This is a genomic window from Streptomyces sp. NPDC051173 (genome assembly GCF_040689515.1).
Classification (GTDB): domain Bacteria; phylum Actinomycetota; class Actinomycetes; order Streptomycetales; family Streptomycetaceae; genus Streptomyces.
In genome coordinates, this window is record NZ_JBFBBD010000019.1 from 39,837 (window position 1) to 59,551 (window position 19,715).

The 19,715-nt window shown below is 71.8% G+C and carries 17 protein-coding genes; 7 read left to right on the plus strand and 10 right to left on the minus strand.

Annotated features, from left to right (window positions below; all coding sequences use genetic code 11):
- Nucleotides 1-32: 32 nt before the first annotated feature.
- The 4 genes from AB0435_RS13565 to AB0435_RS13580 form a co-directional block, all read right to left on the minus strand.
- A complete protein-coding gene (locus AB0435_RS13565; protein WP_366427016.1) occupies nt 33-1,469 on the minus strand; it encodes a CoA transferase in 1,437 nt (478 codons plus the stop codon).
- Between the two features lie 69 nt (nt 1,470-1,538).
- On the minus strand, nt 1,539-2,276 hold the full coding sequence (locus AB0435_RS13570) for a helix-turn-helix domain-containing protein (protein ID WP_366427017.1): 738 nt from the start codon (nt 2,274-2,276) through the stop codon (nt 1,539-1,541).
- Nucleotides 2,277-2,648: 372 nt separating this feature from the next.
- Nucleotides 2,649-3,338 (minus strand): SDR family NAD(P)-dependent oxidoreductase, encoded by a 690-nt coding sequence (locus AB0435_RS13575; RefSeq protein ID WP_366427018.1) that lies wholly within the window; start codon nt 3,336-3,338, stop codon nt 2,649-2,651.
- Nucleotides 3,335-4,234: an NAD(P)H-binding protein gene (locus tag AB0435_RS13580; protein ID WP_366427019.1), complete on the minus strand. Its 900-nt coding sequence runs from the start codon at nt 4,232-4,234 to the stop codon at nt 3,335-3,337. Before AB0435_RS13580 ends, AB0435_RS13575 begins: the two co-directional genes overlap by 4 nt.
- A gap of 68 nt (nt 4,235-4,302) precedes the next feature.
- Here AB0435_RS13580 and AB0435_RS13585 point away from each other — a divergent pair, with 68 nt between their 5' ends.
- Complete coding sequence (locus AB0435_RS13585) at nt 4,303-5,112, plus strand: LysR family transcriptional regulator (protein WP_366427020.1); 810 nt, start codon at nt 4,303-4,305, stop codon at nt 5,110-5,112.
- A gap of 4 nt (nt 5,113-5,116) precedes the next feature.
- Here AB0435_RS13585 and AB0435_RS13590 read toward each other — a convergent pair whose 3' ends face one another.
- Together AB0435_RS13590 and AB0435_RS13595 are read right to left on the minus strand one after the other, a co-directional pair.
- On the minus strand, nt 5,117-5,428 hold the full coding sequence (locus AB0435_RS13590) for a nitroreductase family deazaflavin-dependent oxidoreductase (RefSeq protein ID WP_366427021.1): 312 nt from the start codon (nt 5,426-5,428) through the stop codon (nt 5,117-5,119).
- Nucleotides 5,355-6,053, minus strand: coding sequence for an FAD-dependent monooxygenase (locus tag AB0435_RS13595; protein ID WP_366427037.1), 699 nt, complete (start codon nt 6,051-6,053; stop codon nt 5,355-5,357). Before AB0435_RS13595 ends, AB0435_RS13590 begins: the two co-directional genes overlap by 74 nt.
- Nucleotides 6,054-6,796: 743 nt before the next feature.
- Between AB0435_RS13595 and AB0435_RS13600 the strand changes: the two genes are divergently transcribed.
- Both AB0435_RS13600 and AB0435_RS13605 read left to right on the plus strand, forming a co-directional pair.
- Nucleotides 6,797-8,704 (plus strand): ABC transporter ATP-binding protein, encoded by a 1,908-nt coding sequence (locus AB0435_RS13600; protein WP_366427022.1) that lies wholly within the window; start codon nt 6,797-6,799, stop codon nt 8,702-8,704.
- 83 nt (nt 8,705-8,787) lie between these two features.
- A complete protein-coding gene (locus AB0435_RS13605; protein ID WP_366427023.1) occupies nt 8,788-9,972 on the plus strand; it encodes a bifunctional class I SAM-dependent methyltransferase/NUDIX hydrolase in 1,185 nt (394 codons plus the stop codon).
- A gap of 233 nt (nt 9,973-10,205) precedes the next feature.
- Here AB0435_RS13605 and AB0435_RS13610 read toward each other — a convergent pair whose 3' ends face one another.
- Nucleotides 10,206-11,099, minus strand: a complete 894-nt coding sequence (locus AB0435_RS13610) for an NADP-dependent oxidoreductase (RefSeq protein WP_366427024.1) — start codon at nt 11,097-11,099, stop codon at nt 10,206-10,208.
- Between the two features lie 70 nt (nt 11,100-11,169).
- Between AB0435_RS13610 and AB0435_RS13615 the strand changes: the two genes are divergently transcribed.
- Nucleotides 11,170-11,814 carry a helix-turn-helix domain-containing protein gene (locus AB0435_RS13615; protein ID WP_366427025.1) on the plus strand — a complete coding sequence of 215 codons (645 nt, stop codon included), beginning with the start codon at nt 11,170-11,172 and terminating at the stop codon, nt 11,812-11,814.
- Nucleotides 11,815-11,883: 69 nt separating this feature from the next.
- Nucleotides 11,884-12,246, plus strand: a complete 363-nt coding sequence (locus tag AB0435_RS13620) for a cupin domain-containing protein (protein WP_366002902.1) — start codon at nt 11,884-11,886, stop codon at nt 12,244-12,246.
- Between the two features lie 85 nt (nt 12,247-12,331).
- On the opposite strand, the gene AB0435_RS13625 is transcribed toward AB0435_RS13620, so the two are convergent.
- Together AB0435_RS13625 and AB0435_RS13630 are read right to left on the minus strand one after the other, a co-directional pair.
- Nucleotides 12,332-14,002: an L-lactate permease gene (locus AB0435_RS13625; RefSeq protein WP_366427026.1), complete on the minus strand. Its 1,671-nt coding sequence runs from the start codon at nt 14,000-14,002 to the stop codon at nt 12,332-12,334.
- A 210-nt stretch (nt 14,003-14,212) separates the two neighbouring features.
- Nucleotides 14,213-14,956 carry an IclR family transcriptional regulator gene (locus AB0435_RS13630; protein ID WP_366427027.1) on the minus strand — a complete coding sequence of 248 codons (744 nt, stop codon included), beginning with the start codon at nt 14,954-14,956 and terminating at the stop codon, nt 14,213-14,215.
- Between the two features lie 88 nt (nt 14,957-15,044).
- Here AB0435_RS13630 and AB0435_RS13635 point away from each other — a divergent pair, with 88 nt between their 5' ends.
- On the plus strand, nt 15,045-16,220 hold the full coding sequence (locus tag AB0435_RS13635) for an aminotransferase class V-fold PLP-dependent enzyme (protein WP_366002899.1): 1,176 nt from the start codon (nt 15,045-15,047) through the stop codon (nt 16,218-16,220).
- Nucleotides 16,221-16,232: 12 nt separating this feature from the next.
- Complete coding sequence (locus tag AB0435_RS13640; RefSeq protein WP_366427028.1) at nt 16,233-19,136, plus strand: FAD-linked oxidase C-terminal domain-containing protein; 2,904 nt, start codon at nt 16,233-16,235, stop codon at nt 19,134-19,136.
- Nucleotides 19,137-19,377: 241 nt separating this feature from the next.
- Here AB0435_RS13640 and AB0435_RS13645 read toward each other — a convergent pair whose 3' ends face one another.
- A complete protein-coding gene (locus tag AB0435_RS13645) occupies nt 19,378-19,707 on the minus strand; it encodes a hypothetical protein (protein WP_366427029.1) in 330 nt (109 codons plus the stop codon).
- Nucleotides 19,708-19,715 lie beyond the last annotated feature (8 nt).

Here is a 19,715-nt window from a genome sequence, read left to right on the forward strand (position 1 = left end):
CGCGGTGATCCCGGTGTGAGCCGAAGAAGTGGCTAGCGCCACTGGAGCTCTGCGGACCCGAGCGGTGACCGCCGGCCGGGCTGGGGGACCGGGCGACCGCTGTACGCGAACGGCGTCGCCGGTTCGGTGAGCGGGCCGAAGTCGGTCCCGGTGGTCGACAGCGCGGCGAGCGCGCGCCCGGGACGGGGCAGGTCGCGTACGTCCTCCCGTGCCAGCAGCCCGAGTTCCTGCACCCAGTTGCACACCCCGGCCAAGGTCACGCGGATCCGCCACGAGCCGCCTTCCGTCGCACGCCGGCGCAGGACCGTTGCGACGGCGGCGGCCCCGAGGTAGGCGGCGAGGTAGTCGTTGAGGAGGTATGTCGGCGGCAGCGACGGCCGGTCGGTCCACTCCTCGACGGCGAATCCGGTCGCGGAGCAGGCGAGTTGGTCGAACCCGCCGCGTGCGCCCCAGGGGCCTTCGGCGCCCCAGGCGTGGTATTCGAGGGTGATGAGCCCGGGGCGGCGCCGGACGAGTTCCTCGGTCGACGCCCCGTGCCGGGCGAGTCCCCGGTAGGCGTGCACGAAGACGTCCGCGTCCTGGAGCGCGTCGTGGAAGGCCGCGCGGTCGTGGTCGTCGCGCAGGTCGCAGTAGGCGTTGCGCTTGCCGCCGCCGGTCATCGCGATCATCGGGATCGGGTCGGGGCGGTCGGGGCGCGTCACGTGCAGCACGTCGGCGCCGAACTGGGCCAGGAGCCGTGCCGCGACGGGACCCGCGATGACATGGGTGAGATCGAGCACCCGCACGCCCGTGAGCGCCTCGTCGGCCTCGCCGATCGGTTCCAGCGGGCGGACCGGTCCGTCGCCGACGCGCTCGATCTCGACGACCGGGCGCTGCGCGACGTACCGCCCCGCCGGGTGCGCGAGCCACTCGTCCCGGCTGCGCACCACGCAGGCGACGCCGCCCCGCGCGCAGATGGCCTCCTCCAGCGTGAAGGCGTCCCAGCCGGCCGCGGCCTGCGCGATCCCCACCTTGTCGAGCCCGCACTTCAGCACGGAGCAGACCGCGTCCCGCAGGTGAGGATAGGTGGTGATGATGAAGATCCAACGGCCGTCGCGCGCCCGGTAGAAGTCGTTGTTGCCGAGCAGCGACGGATCGTCGAGGAGGGTTTCGAGCGGGCGCCCCGAGAGCGTGGTGTGATACGTCGCCATGAGCTGGTCGATCGCGGCTCCGGCCTGCACCTCCACGCTCTGGTGCCGGTGACCGCGCTGTTCGCCGAGCGCCGCTGTCTGCCGGCCGAAGACACCGATCGCGGCGGACATGGCATCGGCGAGGCGGTGCACGGAGGGCACCAGGGGGTCGGTCCCGACGAGGGTGATGTCCTCGGCTCCCCGGGCCGGATCGGGGTCGCCGAGGGTGTGCAGCAGCCGGGAGACGATCTCGCCGGTGGGGGGCGTCGGCCCGGTCGTGGTCAGCGTGTTCGAAGTCATGCCGGGATACTCGTTCCCGGTCCTGCGCGAGTGCCCGGATTCACGGATATCCGTGAATCGGTGCGGACGTCACATCCGACTCTCCTGGAGGTGCGCGAGGAGCCGGGCCGCCGCCCGGTCCAGGGACAGCCGCTCCGAGCGGCCGCGGCGCCGGTGCGTCAGAACGAGCGCTCCCGTGACGACGGAGCCCTCGGTGACGGGAATCGCGAGCGAGCTGACCTCGGGGTCGGCCAGGCCCTCGCTGCGGCTGATCCGCGACGCGCGGATCGCCGGAAGAGCGCGGCGGAACTCGGCGACCGCCTCGGGGTCGTGGCGGGCGAGCTCGTCGAGCAGCCCACGGCGCTCCGTCTCGTCGGTGAAGGCCAGCAGCAACCGGCCCGCGGCGGTGCGCAGCAGCGGCCGGGCGACGTGCTCGTCGGCGAGCGGCACGAGGTGGGGAATCTCGTCCTCGCCGCCGCGCGCGAGGTGCACGGCGTCGAGCCCGACCCGCACCGTGAGCAGCACCGGGGTGCCCGCGACGCGGCTCAGTCCGTCGAGCTCGGCCTGACTGATCCGTGGGACGACCCGGCCGGCGATGAGGTTGAGGACGTGCGGGGCGGGCCCGAGCCTGAAGCGCCGGTGCTGTTCCAGCAGGAAGCCCGTCGCGACAAGGCCGTTGACCAGATCCTGCACCGAACTCGCCGGCGCATCGACCGCCCGTGCCAACTCGGCCACGGTCACCCCGCCCGGCGCCCGCGCCGCGGCCTCCAGGATCCACGCGACCCGGTCCACCGTACGGTGACGCGTCCGTCGGCCGTGCTCACTCATCCCGCCCCCACCTTGTCCTTCATGTGTGCCGCTGGCCGCTCGCACCCACACGGCCCGCCGGTCCTTTCCCGCACCACCCGAGTAGGACGAAAGGGCACCCTGCGAACCGACTCCTGAGGCCTCCCCTTGCCCGTTGGCGCACGCCTACGACCAGGTAGTTTGCGGTTGTCCTGAGCAACATACCGGCCCCGTTCGCAGGCCATTTCCTCGCCCTGGGCCGAAGGCCGTGGGAGGGGTGCGTGATGGCTGGCCCGTACGGGTTCCGACGTGACCAGGCGCCGTCGCCTCCAGCGGGCGACGGCGCCTGGTCATCAGGTTGCGCGGGACGGGCAAGGGGGCGCGCTCGACGGTGTGCGTCGCGAACAGCGGCCGCTACCAGGGAACGGTCTGGTCCTGGTGGTCGAGGAACTTCAGGCCGGGTTCGCCGCTGTGGCGGTCGATCGTGTCCGCCACCCCCGGGATGGACTGGCCGATGGTCAACGGGGCGTCCGGCCCGCCGAGTTCGGTGCGGACATGGCCGGGGTTGATGAGCAGGAGCGTGTGCGCGGATCCGGCGTACCGGGCGGCATAGCTGCGCATGAGCTGGTTCAGGGCGGACTTGCTGGCGCGGTAGAGGTCCTGACCGCCCCTGGTGTTCAAACCGATGCTGCCCTGGCGCGAGGACATGACGCCGATGGTCCCGGTCGGCGCGACCAGCGAGCGGAAGGACTCGACCACGCGCATGGGGCTGAGCGCGTTCGTGACCATGACCTCGGTGAACATCTCCTCCGGGACGTCGGCGATCGGGATGTCGCCCCTCGTGACGGCGGCGTTGACGAACAGCAGGTCGAGGGTGCGGTCCGCCAGACGGCCGCGCAGCGCGCTGACTTGCTCCGGCTTGGTCATGTCCAGTGACTCGACGGTGACCCTGCCCCCGGATGCCTCGGCCAGGTCGTGGAGACCGGTGCGGTGACTGCCGCGTACGGTCCCGATGACGTTCCAGCCGCGGCGGGCGTACTCGGTGGCGAGTCCGAGCCCGAGGGTGCGGGACGCCCCGACGATGAGGGCGGTCCTGGCGCTCATGCCTGGACCGCCGGCTTGAGAACCTCTTCGCACCATCGGCGGAATGCGGTCGGGCTCGCGGTCCCAGCGGTGCGCCGTACGCCGTCGTCGAGGCCGGCGTCCTTGGAGCGCATCATGTCCACGTAGCCTTCCACGACCGCGTCCCCGGCGCCCTGGCCGGTGAGCGCGGCGCGGAAGTCGTCGAGCGACTGCCGTTCGTAGCGGACCGGGCGGCCGAGCACGTCGGACATCACGTGTGCCATGTCGTTCGCCGAGAGGTCCTCGGGGCCCAGCACCGGGACCTCGCCCGTGCCCGTCCACGAGCGGTCGAGCAGCAGGCCGGCGGCGGCCGCGGCGATGTCCCGGGTGGCGGCCACCGGTGCCTTGCGGTCGGCGGCGACCGTGCCGGTGAACACGCCGTGGTCGCGGATCGAGGACACCTGCCACAGCAGGTTGTCCATGAAGGTCGGGTTCGCGAGCGCCCGGTAGGCCACGCCCGTACTCGCGATGAGGTCGTCCATGGCCAGCGACGCGGTGACGTGCCCGGCGCGGTCGGCGACGGGGGTGCCGCGGCCGAGCGCCGAGACGCCGACGACGTGGCCCACACCGTGGGCCGTGAACGCCTTCGCGGCCGCGCCGGTGAACCCGGAGTACGCCGCGTCCAGGCTCGGTGTCCGCGGCGGGGCCGGCGGGACGAGCCAGAAGACGGCGTCCGCGCCGGTGAAGGCCCGGTCCACGACCTCGGCGTCGTCGTGCGAGCCGGTGACGACATCGACGCGGGCGCGGACCGCCTCGGGGAGTTTCGCGGGGTCGCGCAGGACGACGCGCAGCTCTTCGCCGCGCGAGGGAGCCTCTTTGAGCAGGATGTCCAGGAGCCGGCCGCCGATCTGGCCGGTCGGAGCGGTTATGACGATCATGCTTCGAGTCTCGGGGCGGGCCACCCACGGCGTCCAATACCCTTCCTGGCGATTGATACCTTGAAGGCATGGACCTCGATCTGCGCAAGCTCCGCTACTTCGCGGCGGTGGCCGAGTACCGGCACTTCGGCCGGGCGGCGGAACAGCTCTACATCACCCAGCCGGTGCTCAGCCGTCAGATCAAGGCCCTGGAGCAGGAGTTGGAGTGCACGCTGCTGGTACGGACCACCCGCAGCGTGGAGCTGACCGTCGCCGGGAAGCAGCTCCAGGAAGAGGCGCGGGGGATCCTCGCGGCCGTCGCCGCGGCGGTGCGGCGCGTGCACGACGCCGACCGGGGCGTCCAGCGGCTCGTCGTCACCTTCTCCCACGGGCTGCGCGTGTCGGAGGCGATCCGGGCGTTCGCGTCGCGCCACCCGGACGTCGAGACCGACCTCGTCCCCTCGCCCTGGTGGGAGAGGGACGCGCCGCTCCGGGACGGCCGGGCCCAGGTCGGCTATCTGCGACGGCCGTTCGACGACTCCGGGTTGCACATCATCCCCATCGGCCACGAACCCAGGATCGCCTGCATGCCCGCGACGCACCCGCTCGCACACCGTGACGAGCTCACCTCCGCGGACCTCGCCGACGAGCGGATGCTCGACACACCGACGCGGCGCACGTCCTCACTTGAGGAGAAGTTCGAGCTCATCGCCTCCGGGCACGGCATCGCGCTCGTCCCGCTGAGCGTCGCGCGCTCCTACTCCCGCCCCGACCTCGTCCACATCCCGGTGACGGACGCCCCAGGGGCCGAGACGTGCCTGGCCGTCCCCGTGGGCCGGCACGAGAAGCTGGTGCGCGACTTCCTGGAGATCGCCACCGCGACGCTGCGGCACGCCTGAGCGATCAGCGGGCGGAGACCGCTGACGGCGCCGCGGCTCCCGGCAGGTGTTCGCCGGATCCACGACAGCCGCCGGTGCCGAGTGCCGGGATGTCGGCCGCGTGCACCGGGTCGAGAAGGAACAGCCGCAGGTTACGCGCGCACCGCTGCTCGTAGGCCTGGTAACTGCGGGCCATCGCCACGAACGCCGCCCAGATCTCCGCCCGTTCAGAGCCTTCCACGAGCCGCGCACGCACCGGGACATCACGGCCCCGCACCGCCACGGTCGCCTCGGGCAGAGCGAGGAGGTTCGCCGTCCATCCCGGGCCGCGTCGCATGCCTCGTCCTTCTCTCCGGGCCGAGGAAGTTCTCCACGCTGAAGACCGCGAGGTAGCTGCCGAGGAAGTGGACGAACTCGGACTCGGGACCGAAGGCCAGCTGACGCACACCGGAGTGCAGGCCGTCCGCCCCGATCACCAGGTCGAAACGGCGCGGACGGCTGCTCCGGAAGCCGACCGCCACGGCGTCGTCCTCCTGTGTGATGGAGGTGATGACATCGCCGAACAGGTACTCGGTCCTGGAGTGGCTCGCGTCGAACAGCAGGGCTGTCAGGTCGTCCCGCATGATCTCGACGTCGTCGTTGTCGATCAACCCGCCGGTCAGGGTGGCCTCGGTGGACCTGGACAACTCCTCACCCCGGCTGTCCACGAACGACATCCCGCGCATGTCGGTCGTCGCGGCTCGGACCTCCTTGAGCAACCCCATCCGCTCCACGACCTGTAGCGCGACGCCACGGATGTCGATGGCCTGCCCGCCCTCGCGCAAGCCGGGCGCCCGCTCCACGACGGTCGGTCGGAAACCCGCGCGTTGCAACCAGTAGGCCAGAGCCAGACCCGTCACACTCGCTCCGGAGATCAGAACACTCCTGTTTCGCACGACACTCTCCCAGTGTTGCCGACGCATATTTCGGCGACCGCGTCGCCCGCGCTCGCGGACATGTCGAGTCTCGACAGGGGATGCCGTGGCGGCAATGCACAGTTCGGCACGCAATCATTCCGTCCTGAGCAATGCCCGGGACGGGGCCTGACCGACCTGGAGTTGAGCGGGTGACGTCGTCGGTGGGCGTGCGACGCGTGACCGGCCGGACCACCCGTAGCCGACTCCAGCCGATTCTGCCTGGGCTCGGCCCGAGCCCCACCGCCGGCCTTGGCCACCGCGACGCAACCCCCGGATCGGGTGACCGGCCACGGCCGGGTGAATCGCACAAGCCCGCCGCGGGCCCCTGCCCTGTGCGGGCACGTGGATTGACGCGATACCGAATTCACGCGCGACGAAGCGCCCTCCGGAGGCCGTGACGGACCCGATCGGGGGTCGTTTTTCCGATCGTCCGTCCGATCCACGCGTCAAAGAGGAGGCGCAGTGCATCACCTCCACACCCGCCGTACCAACGGCACGAGAATGCCCTTGCCGTTCGAACCCAGTCCCTCTACAGCCTCCATGGGGAGGCGCGACCCGCTGTCCGGGCACGGCCGGCCGAGGGGAGGGCGCGGGTGAACGAAGCGCCGTGATCGAAGGGCCGCGTCAGGCCCTCACCGCTGCCCATCGTGTGGATTTCCCCTTCCGGAGGTGTGGTGTTCAACCGATTCAGGAAGCCGGTCGGCAAGCCGGCTCTCTCCCGCAGTGAACAGCTCTTGTTCAGCGGGGCGTTGAGGCATGACAAGTCATGGGCGCAGTACGAGAACCCGTTGCTGCGCGTGTCGTTCTGGTCGATGGCGAGGCAGTTCCCGGCGATGATGTCGATCGTCGCGCGGGCCGCGTGGCGTGAGGACCGCCGGGCTCTGCTGGTGCTGCTCGGGGCCGAGCTGGGCATCGGGCTGATGCGGGCCTTCACGCTCGTGGCCACCAACCAGATCCTCGTAGCGATCTTCTCCGCCGGCCCGACCGCCGACCGGCTCGTGGACGCCGCCCCCGCGCTCGGTGCGGCGGCCGCGGTGACGGTGGCGTCCTCGGTGCTGTCCGCGCTGAGCGTGGCGGTGTCCGGGCGTCTGGAGCCGAAGATCGAGCGGGCCTGCACGGCGCGGTACTACCGGGGCCTGGCCCGGGTGGAGCTCGCGACGCTGGAGAACAAGGAGGCCCAGCGGGCCCTGGACGCCGGCCGGTACGGCATCCGCTCCATCCGCTCGATGCTCGGCTCGGCCATCCAGGTCATCAACACCGTCATCGGTCTGGTGGCCGCGGCCGGGGTGCTGGTGCTCCTGCACCCCGTCCTCGTGGGCGCGCTGCTGCTGATCGCGGCGCCCAAGGCGTGGGGCGCGGTGGCGGTCGTCCGCCGGAACTACGCCTCACGCCGCGTCTGGCTCGACCATGTCCGGGCGACCGACATGATCACCTATCAGCTCTCCCGCCCCGAGGCGGGCCCGGAGGTCAAGGCACACAAGGCCGGTGATCTGCTGGCGGGGGCCTACGAGGACATGGCCGCCACCTCGGCTCTGGAGAAACAGCGCCTGGCCTACGCCGAAGCCGGCACCGACCTCGCGGCGTCGGCGCTCTCCGGAGTGGCCGCGCTCATCTCCTACGGAGCCCTGTGGGCGTTGCTGTGGTACGGCGACATCCCGCTGGCGGCCGCCGGTACGGCCGTGCTCGCGGTGCGTACGTCGAGCCAGAACCTCACCGGGCTGGTGATGACCATGAACCGGCTCTACGAGGAGTCGATGTACCTGTCCGACCTGGAGACCTCCTACGAGCTGGCCGACCGCCACGCCATCCCCACCGGCGGGCTTCCCTTGCCCGAGGGCCCGGTCGAGGTGCGCTGCGAGAACGTCACCTTCTCCTACCCGGAGGCCAAGCTGCCGGCCCTCGAAGAGGTCTCCCTGACGATCCCCGCGGGGAAGGTGGTGGCCCTGGTCGGCGAGAACGGCAGCGGCAAGACGACGCTGTCCAAGCTCGTCGCCGGACTGTACCTGCCCTCACAGGGCCAGGTCTTCTTCAACGGCGTCGACGTACGCCAGGCCGACCGCGACGCCCTCTTCGGTCAAGTGGGCCTGCTGTGCCAGGACTTCCCCCACTGGTCCATGACCGCCCGGGCCAACATCCACATCGGCCGCCCCGACCAGGACCTCGACCAGAACCGGATCGAGCGGGCCGCTCTCGACGCCGACGCTCTCGACGTCGTCGACTCGCTGCCCGACCGGTGGGACAGCATCGTCGTCAGCGGGTTCGAGCGCAGCACCCAGCTCTCCGGCGGACAGTGGCAGCGCCTGGGCAGCGCCCGGGCCCGCTACCGCCGCGCCCCGCTGATGATCGTCGACGAGCCGACCTCCGCCCTGGACCCGAAAGCCGAGATCGAAGCCTTCCAGGCCCTGCGCTCCCTGACCGACGACGGCACGACGGTCCTGCTCATCACCCACCGGCTCGCCGCCACCGCGACCGCCGACCTGATCTACGTCCTCCACGACGGGCGCCTGATCGAACACGGCAGCCACGCCGACCTGATGGCGCTCGACCAAGGCCACTACCGAACGCTGTACGAGATGCAGGCCCGGCAGTACCAGGACGCCCCGGTGCCGGGACCCCGGCGGCGGGCCGGCACGGTGAAGAACGGCGGTGAGCGGTGAGTGGCACCCCGACATGCCGGCAACGCGCGCTGCTACGCCCCGCGAGCCCGGGGCGACTTCAGTACCGAGACGAGGGGACGTCGATGAACGACATGACCGCCGAGCGCCGGGTGTGGACCGACTTCGGGCGCTTCCACCTCGACCGCGGGACCAACCCGCCCGAACCCGTGCGTATGGACTGGGGGTTCTGGGGCGAGGGGCCCGGCGATGAGGTCCTCGGCGACCTCGCCGGCCTCCGGGTGCTCGACGTCGGCAGTGGCACGGGCCGTTACGCGGTGCACCTGGCCCGCGCGTACGGTGCGGCCGTCGACGCGGTCGACGGCTCACCCACGCAGCACCAGCGGGCACTCGACCGGTACGGCGCGGGCGAACCGGGCGTGCGCTTCGTCCTGGCCGACGTCCTGGATCACCTCCAGCGGGAGGCGGAGCCGTACGACGTCGCGTACGCGACGCACGCCTTCGGCTTCATCGACCCGCACCGGCTCCTCCCGGCACTCGCCCCACGCATCCGCCCCGGCGGCCGCCTGGTGTTCTCGGTTCTGCACACCAACCGGGACGGCCTCGGCCCGTCCCCGACGGTCGGCTCGCGTCACGAGGAAGTGCGCCTGGCCGACGAGGGCATGCTCGCGACCCCGATGTGGGTCCTCACCCCCGCGCTGTGGGAGGACCTGCTCGTCGAGGCCGGATTCCTCGTCGAGGACGTGACCCTGCTGCCGTCGCCCGTGGACGACGACCCGGTGGTCTGCCTGTTGATCACCGCGCGCCGGCAACAGACCGTCCCACGCGCCCGGGTGGCCAGCCGGCAGCGCGGTACGAACCCGCCGGTCGCCCAGGCCGCTCTGGGGGTGTGCGTGATCGTCACCGACTCCGGCGGGCGGGTCCTGCTGGGCCTGCACCGGTCCGGGGTCTGGGAGTGCCCCGGCGGGAAGGCCGACCCGGGGGAGTCCATCGAGGAGACCGCGGTGCGTGAGCTGAGAGAGGAGACCTCGCTGTCCGCGCGAGCGGAGGACGTGGAGGTGATCGCGCTGCTGCTGGACGAGGTCGGCGGCATGAACCGGATGACCGCCGTCACCGTCGTCGCCGCTCACACGGGGAGCCCGACGGCAGCGGAACCGGAGTTGGTGAGCCGGTGGGAGTGGGCGGAGCCGGACGCGCTGCCGAGCCCGCTCTTCGTCCCGTCGGCCCAGGGCCTCCGCGCGTGGCGGCCGGAGCTGCCGGTCGACCACCCCCATGCCCACGTCTACGGGATCGGGCCGAAGCGGACATAGCGGGGGTCGTGAGACGGCGCCGTCTCATGGACGGCGCCACCTCCTCACGAACCACGACCCGGAATCCGTGAAGTAGCAGGATGCGGGCCGGCACGAGGCCGCCGAGGTCGGCGCCGATGACTGTGACAGGTGTGCGCACGGGAGCTCCTCGCCTGTCGCACACCTGCCAGGCGGGCCCGGCAGGTTCTGGAAGGAAGACGGCTGCCGGGCCCCGCGACTCCGTGCGAAACGGCTCAGACGACCAGGACCCGGCGCCCGCGCGTGTGACCGGCCCGGCTGTCGACGTGCGCGGCCGCGGCCTCGGCGAGCGGGTATGACTTCTCGACCGGGATGTGGAGCTTTCCCCGCGAGATGAGGTCGGCGGCCTCGGCGAGGGCGCGTGGCACGTCCCCGGTCACGCCGGAGTACCGGGCACCGAGCTCCGGTGCGCCGAGATCGGCGATGGAGATCACCTTCCGCGGGTCCCCGGTCAGTTCGACGAGTTCGCGGATCACGCCCGAGCCGGCCAGATCGAGAGCCGCGTCGACCCGGCCGAGCCGGCGCACCCGCTCGACCCAGCCCTCGCCGTACGTCGTGGCGAGGGCGCCCAGGCCGCGCAGGTAGTCCTGGTTCGCGGCCCCGGCCGTGCCGATCACCGTGATGCCGCGGTCGCGGGCGATCTGCAGCACCGCCGAGCCGACTCCCCCGGACGCGCCGCTGACCAGCAGCATCTGCCCGGACCGCACACCGGCTTCGCGGATGATGCGCAGCGCCGTCTCCACCACGGAGGGGTACCCGGCCGCCTCCTCGAAGGTCAGGCCCTCGGGCATACGGGACCAGGCCGACAGCACGGCGAACTCGCCGTAGGTGCTTGAGCCCCGCCCGAACACGTGGTCACCGGCCTCGACTCCTTCGACGCCCTCGCCGACCTCGTCCACCACCCCGGAGGCGTCCTGCCCGACTCCGGCGGGCAGTTCGATCGGACGGACCTTCTGGAACTGGCCTTCACGGATCCTCCAGTCGACGGGGTTCACGCCCGCCGCCCGCACGGCGACGCGTATCCGGCCGGGGCCCGCGTGGGGCTCCTCGGCGTCTATGAGTTGCAGGACGTCGGGACCGCCGAACTCGGCGAAGCTCACCATCTTCATGCGGCCGACCATAACCCTAACCGTTAGTGTTTAGAAACTGTTCCTGTTACGTAGCTGATAGCGTTGGGGCATGACCGAGCCGTCCGGACGCCGTGAACGCAAGAAGGCCGCGACCCGTCAGAAGATCGCCGACACCGCCCTGCGGCTCTTCCTGGAACGCGGGTACGACGCGGTGGGCATCCGTGACGTGGCCGCCGAGGCCGACGTGGCCGTCACCACGCTCTTCTCCCACTTCGCCTCGAAAGAGGCCCTGGTGTTCGAGCAGGACGAAGACTTCGAGCGACGCCTCACGCGGGCGGTCACCGGCCGGGCGCCGCACGAGCCGATCGTCCCCGCGCTGCGCCGCGAGATCCACGCTTTGGTGCGGCATTGCACGGGGGACGGCGCCGCCCCGGTCTGGCGCATGATCGTCGAGTCACCCGCCCTGCGGGACTACGAGGAGTCGATGCGGCTGCGCCATGCGGAGTCGCTGGCGACGGCCATCGCCGACGATCCTGATCTGTCGCGGACGGTGACGGCCTGCCGGGCGATCGCGAGGTTCGTGATCGACGCCTATGCGCTGGCCCGTGAGGCGGCCGACCCGGAGGCCGCCGTGGACGAGGTCTTCGCAATGATCGAGGCCGCCTGGGAGGTCACCAGCGCTTCCTCCGCTCCGGCCGGGGGCGGGCCGAGGCCGGTGAAGACACCGAGTGCGGCAGCTACGCAGCGTGGTTGAGCCTGGTGAGAGTCACCTTCTGCGACTAAAATCGAGTCTGCTGACCCCTGACACCGCACTGGAGGCGCCATGTCTGGTCTGGTCCGGGTGAGCTTCGACAGCCCCGACGAAACGCGGCCGTTCGAAGAGGGCAAAGGGAAGCTCCAGGTCATCAACTCCGAGTCCGGCCCGGTGGGCCGGGCGACATTCGAGCCTGGCTGGCAGTGGTCCAAGCACGTCAAGCCGATCGCCGGGACCGACAGCTGCCAGGCCCCGCATGTCGCGTACTTCGTCACCGGCCGCATGAAGGTCGTCATGGACGACGGTGAGGAGAGCGAGTTCGGGCCGGGGGACCTGATGGTCTGCCCGCCCGGTCACGATGCCTGGGTCCTCGGTGACGAACCGTGTGTCGTCATCGACTGGCAGGGCTACGGCGATTACGCCAAGAGGTAGGAACTCGGGGGACGGGGGACGTGCCCGGCTCCGCCGTGGCGTCAACTCCCGCGCGCGGCGGGCCGAGCACGGTCCTGGTGGCCGTTCAGCCGCCCGGCACCATCCAGCCCAGGACCGACGTGGACTGCAACCACGCGAGCAGGCACAGCGCGGCCAGTACGCCCAGGCTCCAGCCGATCACCTTGCGGAGGATCTCGCCCTCGCGTCCTGAGATGCCCAGCGCGCCGGCGGCGATCACCAGGTTCTGCATGGCGGCGGCCTTGCCCTGGACGCCGCCGGTGCTGTTGGTGGCGGCCATGAGCAGAGGGGAGAGGCCCGCTTGCCGGGCGGCGGACGTCTGCATGGCGCCGAACAGGGCGTTGGAGGAGGTGTCCGAACCGGTCAGCGCCACGCCGAACCAGCCGAGGAAGCCGGAGAGCAGGGCGAACGCGCGGCCGAGGCCGGCCAGCCAGGTGCCCAGCGAGACGGCCATGCCCGAGAGGTTCATGACGTAGGACAGGGCGAGCACGCACGCGATGGTGAGCGCGGCCCGGCGCAGCCCGTACAGCGTCTGCGCGTAGCAGCGCACGGCCTGGCCGGCCGGTACCCGCAGGATGGCGGCGGTCAGGCCCCCGGCGATCAGCAGCAGGGTGCCGGAAGCGCCCAGCCAGCCGAAGTCGAAGACGGTGACGGTGACCGGGCGCCCGTCGGTGCCGAGGACCCCGAGGCCGGGCCAGGAGAAGGTCACGTCCTGGGACGCGAGGAGGCGCTGTACGGGGCCGTGGTAGGAGGTCAGGGCGAACAGGACGATCAGGAGCGCGTACGGGGAGAAGGCCCGGGCGACCTCCAGGGGGCGGTCGGGGCGTGTGTCGGATTCCACCGCTTCCACCGCGCCCGTTTCCCCAGTGCTTCCGGTCACTGGTCCGGCCGCCACGGCCGCTGCCGGGACCGCTGTGGGGGAGAGCTTCCGTGGCCGCCACACCCGCAGGAGCACGATCAGCGCGGCCGTCGAGGTGAGGGCCGCGACGATGTCGGTGAGTTGGTAGGCGAAGTAGTTCGAGCACAGGAACTGTCCCGCTCCGAAGCCCACCCCGGCGGTCAACGCCGCGGGCCATGCCTCCCGGAGGCCCCTGCGGCCGTCGAGCATGAGCAGCAGGACGAACGGCACGAGCGCCGCGATGACGGCGGACTGCCGGCCGACCATGGCGCCGAGGTCGTGCGTGGGGTAGGCGGTCACTTTGGCCAGCGCCTGGATCGGGTTGCCGACCGAACCGAAGGCGGCGGGCGCGGTGTTGGCGAACGTGGCGACCGTCGCCGCCTTCAGCGGGCTCAGTCCGAGGGTGAGCAGCAGCAGGGAGGTGATGGCGATCGGGGTGCCGAATCCGGAGAGGGACTCGACCATGGCGCCGAAGCAGTAGGCGATGAGGATCGCCTGGACGCGCGGGTCGCCGGAGAGCGAGGAGAAGGTCCTGCCGACGATGTCGAAGTGGCCGCCGACGCGCTGCAGCCGGTTGATCCACACGGCGTTGAGGACGATCCAGACGATGGGGAAGAGTCCGAAGGCCGCGCCTTCGGCCGCGCCGTCGGCGACCTGGGGGAGTGGCATGCGATAGACGGTGGCGGCGATCAGGGCGGCTGTGGCGAGACCGCCGAGGGCGGCGCGGTGGGAGGCGGTGCGCAGGACCCCGAGGAGGGTCAGGAGCACCAGCAGGGGGAGGGCGGCGAGGAGTGCGGTGAGGGCCGGATGCCCGAGGGGGTCGGTGACTTGTCGGAACACGGACGCGTCTCGCTTTCTCCGGTGTGCCGAAGGGGCGCGGCGTGGCCGTCCGAGCAGAGGTGACCCACGGGGCGAGCGGGGCCGAAGTGACGTGAGCCACGCGATAGTTCCGCCATGCGGAAGGGTGGTTTCTGTAGTCGGCAGGATGCGTCGCCGGTGTTCCGCCGTCAAGAGCCCCGGCGCGCGGGAGCGACGGACTGCGCCTCGCCGTCAGCGATCCTTCAGCGCGGCACTCAGCGTCTTCGCCGCCTCCGCGACCAGCGCGCCGAACGCCGTCCGCGAGGCCTCGCTCATCCGGCTCGTGGGGACGTTGACGCTGATGCCGGCCACCGGCAGCCCGGATCCGGCGACCACCGCCGCCGCGACCGCCGAGACGTCCGCACGCCACTCGCCGCCGTTGGCCGCGTAGCCCCGCGCCCGGACGACGGTCAGCTCCGCCCGCAGCCGTTCCGGATCGGTGATCGTGGTGCCGGTGTAGCGGGGCAGGCCCTCCGCGAGGTAGCGCTCGACCGTCTCCTGGGGGCTCGCGGCGAGTACGGCCTTGCCGTTCGAGGAGGCGTGCAGCGGCAGGTGCTGCCCCAACGGCAGGACGATACGCACCGGCTGGGACGTCTCCAGCCGCTCGATCAGCACGAGCTGGCCGCCCTCCGGCACCGTCAGGTGGACCGTCTCGTCGGTGCGTCGGCGCAGCTCTTCCAGCACCGGGAGGGCCACGTCCCGCAGCCCCAGTTCGCCGGTGGCGCTCCGGCCCACCCGCAGCGCCTTCGTGGTGATCGCCCAACGGGTGACCGAATCGCCGGCGGGCCGGATCCAGCCGGCGTCGTGGAGCGTGACCAGTGCGCGCTGTACGGAGCTCTTCGGCAGGTCCAGTGCCCGGGCCAGCTCGGCGACGCCGGCCGGCTGGCGGGCGGCGACCTCCTCCAGCGTCCGCAGCGCGTTGAGGACGTTCTGCATCCATTGACTCCTTCCGCTCCCCGTGCCTACGCTCCGGCATGCCTCATCACGGTACGGCGTGCCGTAACACGGCACAATCCTTGGGGAGTTGATCGTCTTGGCCTCCCGCATCGGACAGCACTTCCTCCAGATCCCCGGCCCCACCAACGTCCCCGACCAGGTGCTGCGCGCCATCGCGGCACCGACGATCGACCACCGCGGGCCGGAGTTCGCCGCGCTCACCCTGCGGCTGCTCGACGGCCTCAAGCCGGTGTTCGGCACCGACGGCCCCATCGTGATCCACCCCGCCTCCGGCACCGGTGCCTGGGAGGCCGCCCTGGTCAACACCCTCAGCCCCGGCGACCGCGTGCTCTTCTGCGAGACCGGCCATTTCGCCACCCTCTGGCAGCGGATGGCCCGCTCCCTCGGCCTCGACGTGGTCTTCCTGCCCGGTGACTGGCGGCACGGCGCCGACCCGGACGCCGTACGCGACGAACTGGACGCCGACACCGACCGGTTGATCAAAGCGGTGTGCGTCGTGCACAACGAGACCTCCACCGGAGTCACCAGCCGCATCCCCGAGCTCCGGCGGGCCCTCGACGACGCGGGCCACCCCGCGCTGCTGCTCGTCGACGTCGTCTCCTCGCTCGCCTCGACCGACTACCACCACGACGCCTGGGGCGTCGACGTCACGGTGGCCGGCTCGCAGAAGGGCCTCATGCTCCCGCCCGGACTGGGCTTCAACGCCGTCGGTCCCAAGGCACTCGACGCCGCGCGCACCGCCCGGCTGCCCAAGTCCTACTGGGACTGGCGGCCCGTCATCGAGGCCAACCGCCACGGCCACTTCCCCAGCACCCCCGCCACCAACCTCCTTCACGGACTGGAAGAAGCCCTGCGCCTGCTCCACACCGAGGGCCTGCCGCAGGTCTTCGCCCGGCACGCCCGCCACGGCGCCGCCACCCGGGCCGCCGTACGCGGCTGGGGGCTCGAAGTGCTGTGCGCCGACGAACGCGAGCACTCCGCCACCCTCACCGCCGTCGTCCTGCCCGGGGACCACGACGCCGACCGGGTCCGCGCGATCATCCTGGACAGGTTCGGCATGTCGCTGGGCGCAGGCCTGGGCAGACTCTCCGGACGTGTCCTGCGCATCGGACACCTCGGCCGGCTCGGCGACCTCACGCTCGCCGGTACCCTCGCCGGCGTGCAGATGGGCCTCCAGCTCGCCGGTGTCCCCCTCGACCCGCGCGGACTCGACGCCGCCCTCGACCTGCTCCGCGCCCCCTGAAGGGAGACGTCCGTGTCATCGACTCCCCGAAGCGGCACGGCCGACGGCCTCGCCCGCCGGCTCCACCGCGACCTCGACGGCGAGGCCCGCTTCGACGACTACACCCGGCACCTGTACTCCCGCGACGCCAGCATGTACGCCATCACCCCGCTCGGCGTCGCCTTCCCCCGGCATGCCGACGACGTACGCTCCGCCGTCGCCGCGGCCGCCGAACACGGCGTGTCCGTCACGGCCCGCGGTGCGGGCACCAGCCTCGCCGGGCAGACCGTCGGCCCCGGCCTCGTCCTCGACCTCTCCCGCCACATGCACCGCATCGTCGACCTCGACCCCACGGCCCGCACCGCCGTGGTGGAACCCGGAGTCGTCCAGGACCAGCTGAACCGGGCCGCCGCCGCGCACGGGCTGATGTTCGGCCCCGACACCTCCACCAGCGACCGGGCCACCATCGGCGGCATGATCGGCAACAACTCCGCCGGCAGCGGCTCCCTGCGCCACGGCATGACCATCGACCACGTCCGCGCCCTGGACGTCGTCCTCTCCGACGCGACCAGCACGCGCCTCGCCCCCGTCACCGAGCAGGAACGCGCCCGCCGCGCCGCCCTGCCGACCCTCGACGGCCGCATCCACCGCGACCTGCCGCACCTCCTCACCACCAACTCCCGGGCGATCGCCGAAGACTTCCCCGCCTTCTGGCGGCGCGCCTGCGGCTACCGCCTCGACCGCCTCGCCGACAGCTCCCCCTTCAACCCCGCACACCTCGTCGTCGGGTCCGAAGGCACCCTCGCCCTCACCACCCGCGCCGAGGTCGCCCTCGTACCCGCCCCCGCCCGAACCACCATGGCCGTCGGGCACTTCACCTCGGTCGCCGCCGCCGTCGAGGCCACCGAGGACGCCCTGGCCTGCGGCCCGGCCACCGTCGAACTCCTGGACCGCACCATCCTCGACCTCTCCCGGCAGAAGATCGAATACGCCTCGCTGGGCACCGTACTCGAAGGCGATCCCGGCGCCCTGCTCTTCGTCGCCTTCGCCGGAGACGACGAGGACGAACTCCGCACCCGCCTCCACGAACTCACCGCCCTGTGGGCCCGCCACGGCCACGGCTACCACACACTGCACGCCACCACCCCCGACCGGCAGGCCGCACTCCTCAAGGTCCGCAAGGCCGGACTCGGCCTGCTCATGTCCGCGGGCGAAGGCACCCGCCGACCCCTGGCCTTCGTCGAGGACACCGCCGTCCACCCCGCCCACCTCGCCGCGTACACCCGGCGCTTCCGCGCCGTCCTCGACCGGCACGGCCTCACCGCCGGCTTCTACGGACACTGCTCCGTCGGCTGCCTGCACATCCGGCCCTTCGTCGACCTCGCCGACCCCGCACAGGTCCGCACCATGCGCGCCGTCGCCGAGGAGATCAAGGACCTGGTCACCGAGTACGGCGGCGTCAACTCCAGCGAACACGGGGACGGCCTGGCCCGCAGCGAGTTCAACCGGGAGCTCTTCGGCCCCCGCCTCTACGAGGCCATGCGCGAGGTCAAAAGCCTCTTCGACCCCGACAACCGGCTCAACCCCGGCAAGATCGTCGACGCCCCCGCCATGACCGACCACCTGCGCGACGCCGCCCTCGGCCCCGCCCCACAACTGCGCACCCACCTCTCCTTCTCCGTCGTGGGCGGCATGCGGGGCGCCGCCGACCGCTGCATGAACATCGGCGCCTGCCGTAAGTCCGGCACCGGCACCATGTGCCCGTCCTACATGGCCACCCGCGAGGAGCACGACTCCACGCGCGGCCGCGCCGGGGCCTTGGTCAAGGCGCTCTCGTCCCCCGACGCCCACCGCGCCCTGGGCGACGAACGCCTCCACGAGATCCTGGACCTGTGCCTGATGTGCAAGGCGTGCAAGAGCGAATGCCCGCTCGGCGTCGACATGGCCACCCTCAAGGCCGAGGCCCTCGCCCACCACCACGACCTGCACGGTGTCCCGGCCCGCTCCCGCGTCTTCGCGGGCGCGCGCACCCTCAACCGGCTCGGCTCAGCCACCGCGCCCCTGTCCAACCTTCCCGGCCGGATCCCCCTCCTGCGCACCCTGCTCGACCGGACCCTGGGCATCACCCCGCACCGGCCGTTGCCCGTCTTCGCCCGCCGGAACCTCGCCCGCTGGTCCCGGCGGCGCAACCGCACGGTCCAGCTCGCGCCACTGGGCCAGCTCACTTTCCTGGCCGACTCCTTCACCACCTACACCGAGCCGGACATCGGGCGCGCCGCCGTCGAACTGCTGGAACACTGCGGCTGGGAGGTGCGCCTTGAGAGCGGTGGCTGCTGCGGGCGCGCCGCCCTTTCGAAGGGCCTGGCCGACGTCGCCAAGAGCCAGGCCCGCACTCTCGCCCACCGCATCTCGGCCTCCTCGCCCCCCGGTTCACCGGTCGTCGGCTGCGAACCCTCCTGTCTGATGACCCTGCGGGACGAACACCGGGCCATGCACCCGGACGACCCCGTGATCAAGGACCTCGCCGGACGGGTCCGCCAGATCGAGGAGTTGCTCCTCGACGCGGTCACCGACGGCCGGCTCCGGCTGCGCGCCGACTCCTGGCCTGCCGGCCGCCGCTTCCTCTACCACGGCCACTGCCACCAGAAGGCCGAGGTCGGCACGGCGGCCACCGTCGCCCTGCTCCGAGCCGTCCCCGGCGCCGAGGTCGTCGAGCCGGACGCGGGCTGCTGCGGCATGGCGGGCTCCTTCGGCTACGAGTCGGAGCACTACGAACTCTCCATGACCGTGGGAGCGGACCGGCTCTTCCCCGCGGTGGAGGCCCAGCCCGACGACACGGTCATCGTGGCCACGGGAACCTCGTGCCGCCAGCAGATCCTGCACGGGACGGGGCGAAGGGCCTGGCATCCGCTGGAGGTCGTGCGTGCGGCGTTGTGAGGGCCCGGACCGGCAAGCCCTCCGCACGCAACCGGTCGAGGACCGTTCGTCCGGCCCTGCCTGCTCCGCCGCCGGTGACAAGGACAGGCTGCACGTGCACGGCGATCGCCTCCTGCCTTCGGCTCACCGGCGAGCCAAGAGCCCGACGGACGGCACCCCGGCAGAGGCCAGGGCCGGGCGAACAGCTGCGATCCCTTACGTCAGTTCTCCGGACCGCCCCGGGACGGGGCTCCGCTCCACGTCATGCCGTGATGGTGACGGTCGTATGGCCGGAGACGCTCCACCGGCCGTCGGTGTGGCCGACGACGTAACTGACCCTGACTCTGCCGGGCGTGGGCCAGGGCATGTGGAAGAGCGCGCTCGCGCCCACCGCGGGGGCGGTGACGAGCCGGGTGTCGACCAGTGAGGTGCGCAGGACTCCGGTGTCCCAGCGCAGGTGCACCTCGTCCCCGGCGGACATGCCGGAGTACGGGCAGATTCGCACGACGAGCCGCGGTGCGCCGGCGTGTGTGGTGATCACGCCGTTCCTCTCCCCTGCCACCTCGGGCGGGGTGAGCGGCTGTGCGTCCATCCTTCAGG

Bases quoted from the DNA above. Each gene is read 5' to 3' on its own strand.
- AB0435_RS13610 (WP_366427024.1), bottom strand. From the start codon at position 11,099: ATGAAGATGGTGAGCTTCGCCGAGTTCGGCGGTCCCGACGTCCTGCAA.
- AB0435_RS13590 (WP_366427021.1), bottom strand. From the start codon at position 5,428: ATGCGACGCGGCCCGGGATGGACGGCGAACCTCCTCGCTCTGCCCGAG.
- AB0435_RS13620 (WP_366002902.1), top strand. From the start codon at position 11,884: ATGTCTGGTCTGGTCCGGGTGAGCTTCGACAGCCCCGACGAAACGCGG.
- AB0435_RS13630 (WP_366427027.1), bottom strand. From the start codon at position 14,956: ATGCAGAACGTCCTCAACGCGCTGCGGACGCTGGAGGAGGTCGCCGCC.
- AB0435_RS13570 (WP_366427017.1), bottom strand. From the start codon at position 2,276: ATGAGTGAGCACGGCCGACGGACGCGTCACCGTACGGTGGACCGGGTC.
- AB0435_RS13565 (WP_366427016.1), bottom strand. From the start codon at position 1,469: ATGACTTCGAACACGCTGACCACGACCGGGCCGACGCCCCCCACCGGC.
- AB0435_RS13585 (WP_366427020.1), top strand. From the start codon at position 4,303: ATGGACCTCGATCTGCGCAAGCTCCGCTACTTCGCGGCGGTGGCCGAG.
- AB0435_RS13605 (WP_366427023.1), top strand. From the start codon at position 8,788: ATGAACGACATGACCGCCGAGCGCCGGGTGTGGACCGACTTCGGGCGC.
- AB0435_RS13595 (WP_366427037.1), bottom strand. From the start codon at position 6,053: ATGCGTCGGCAACACTGGGAGAGTGTCGTGCGAAACAGGAGTGTTCTG.
- AB0435_RS13645 (WP_366427029.1), bottom strand. From the start codon at position 19,707: ATGGACGCACAGCCGCTCACCCCGCCCGAGGTGGCAGGGGAGAGGAAC.
- AB0435_RS13575 (WP_366427018.1), bottom strand. From the start codon at position 3,338: ATGAGCGCCAGGACCGCCCTCATCGTCGGGGCGTCCCGCACCCTCGGG.
- AB0435_RS13615 (WP_366427025.1), top strand. From the start codon at position 11,170: ATGACCGAGCCGTCCGGACGCCGTGAACGCAAGAAGGCCGCGACCCGT.
- AB0435_RS13580 (WP_366427019.1), bottom strand. From the start codon at position 4,234: ATGATCGTCATAACCGCTCCGACCGGCCAGATCGGCGGCCGGCTCCTG.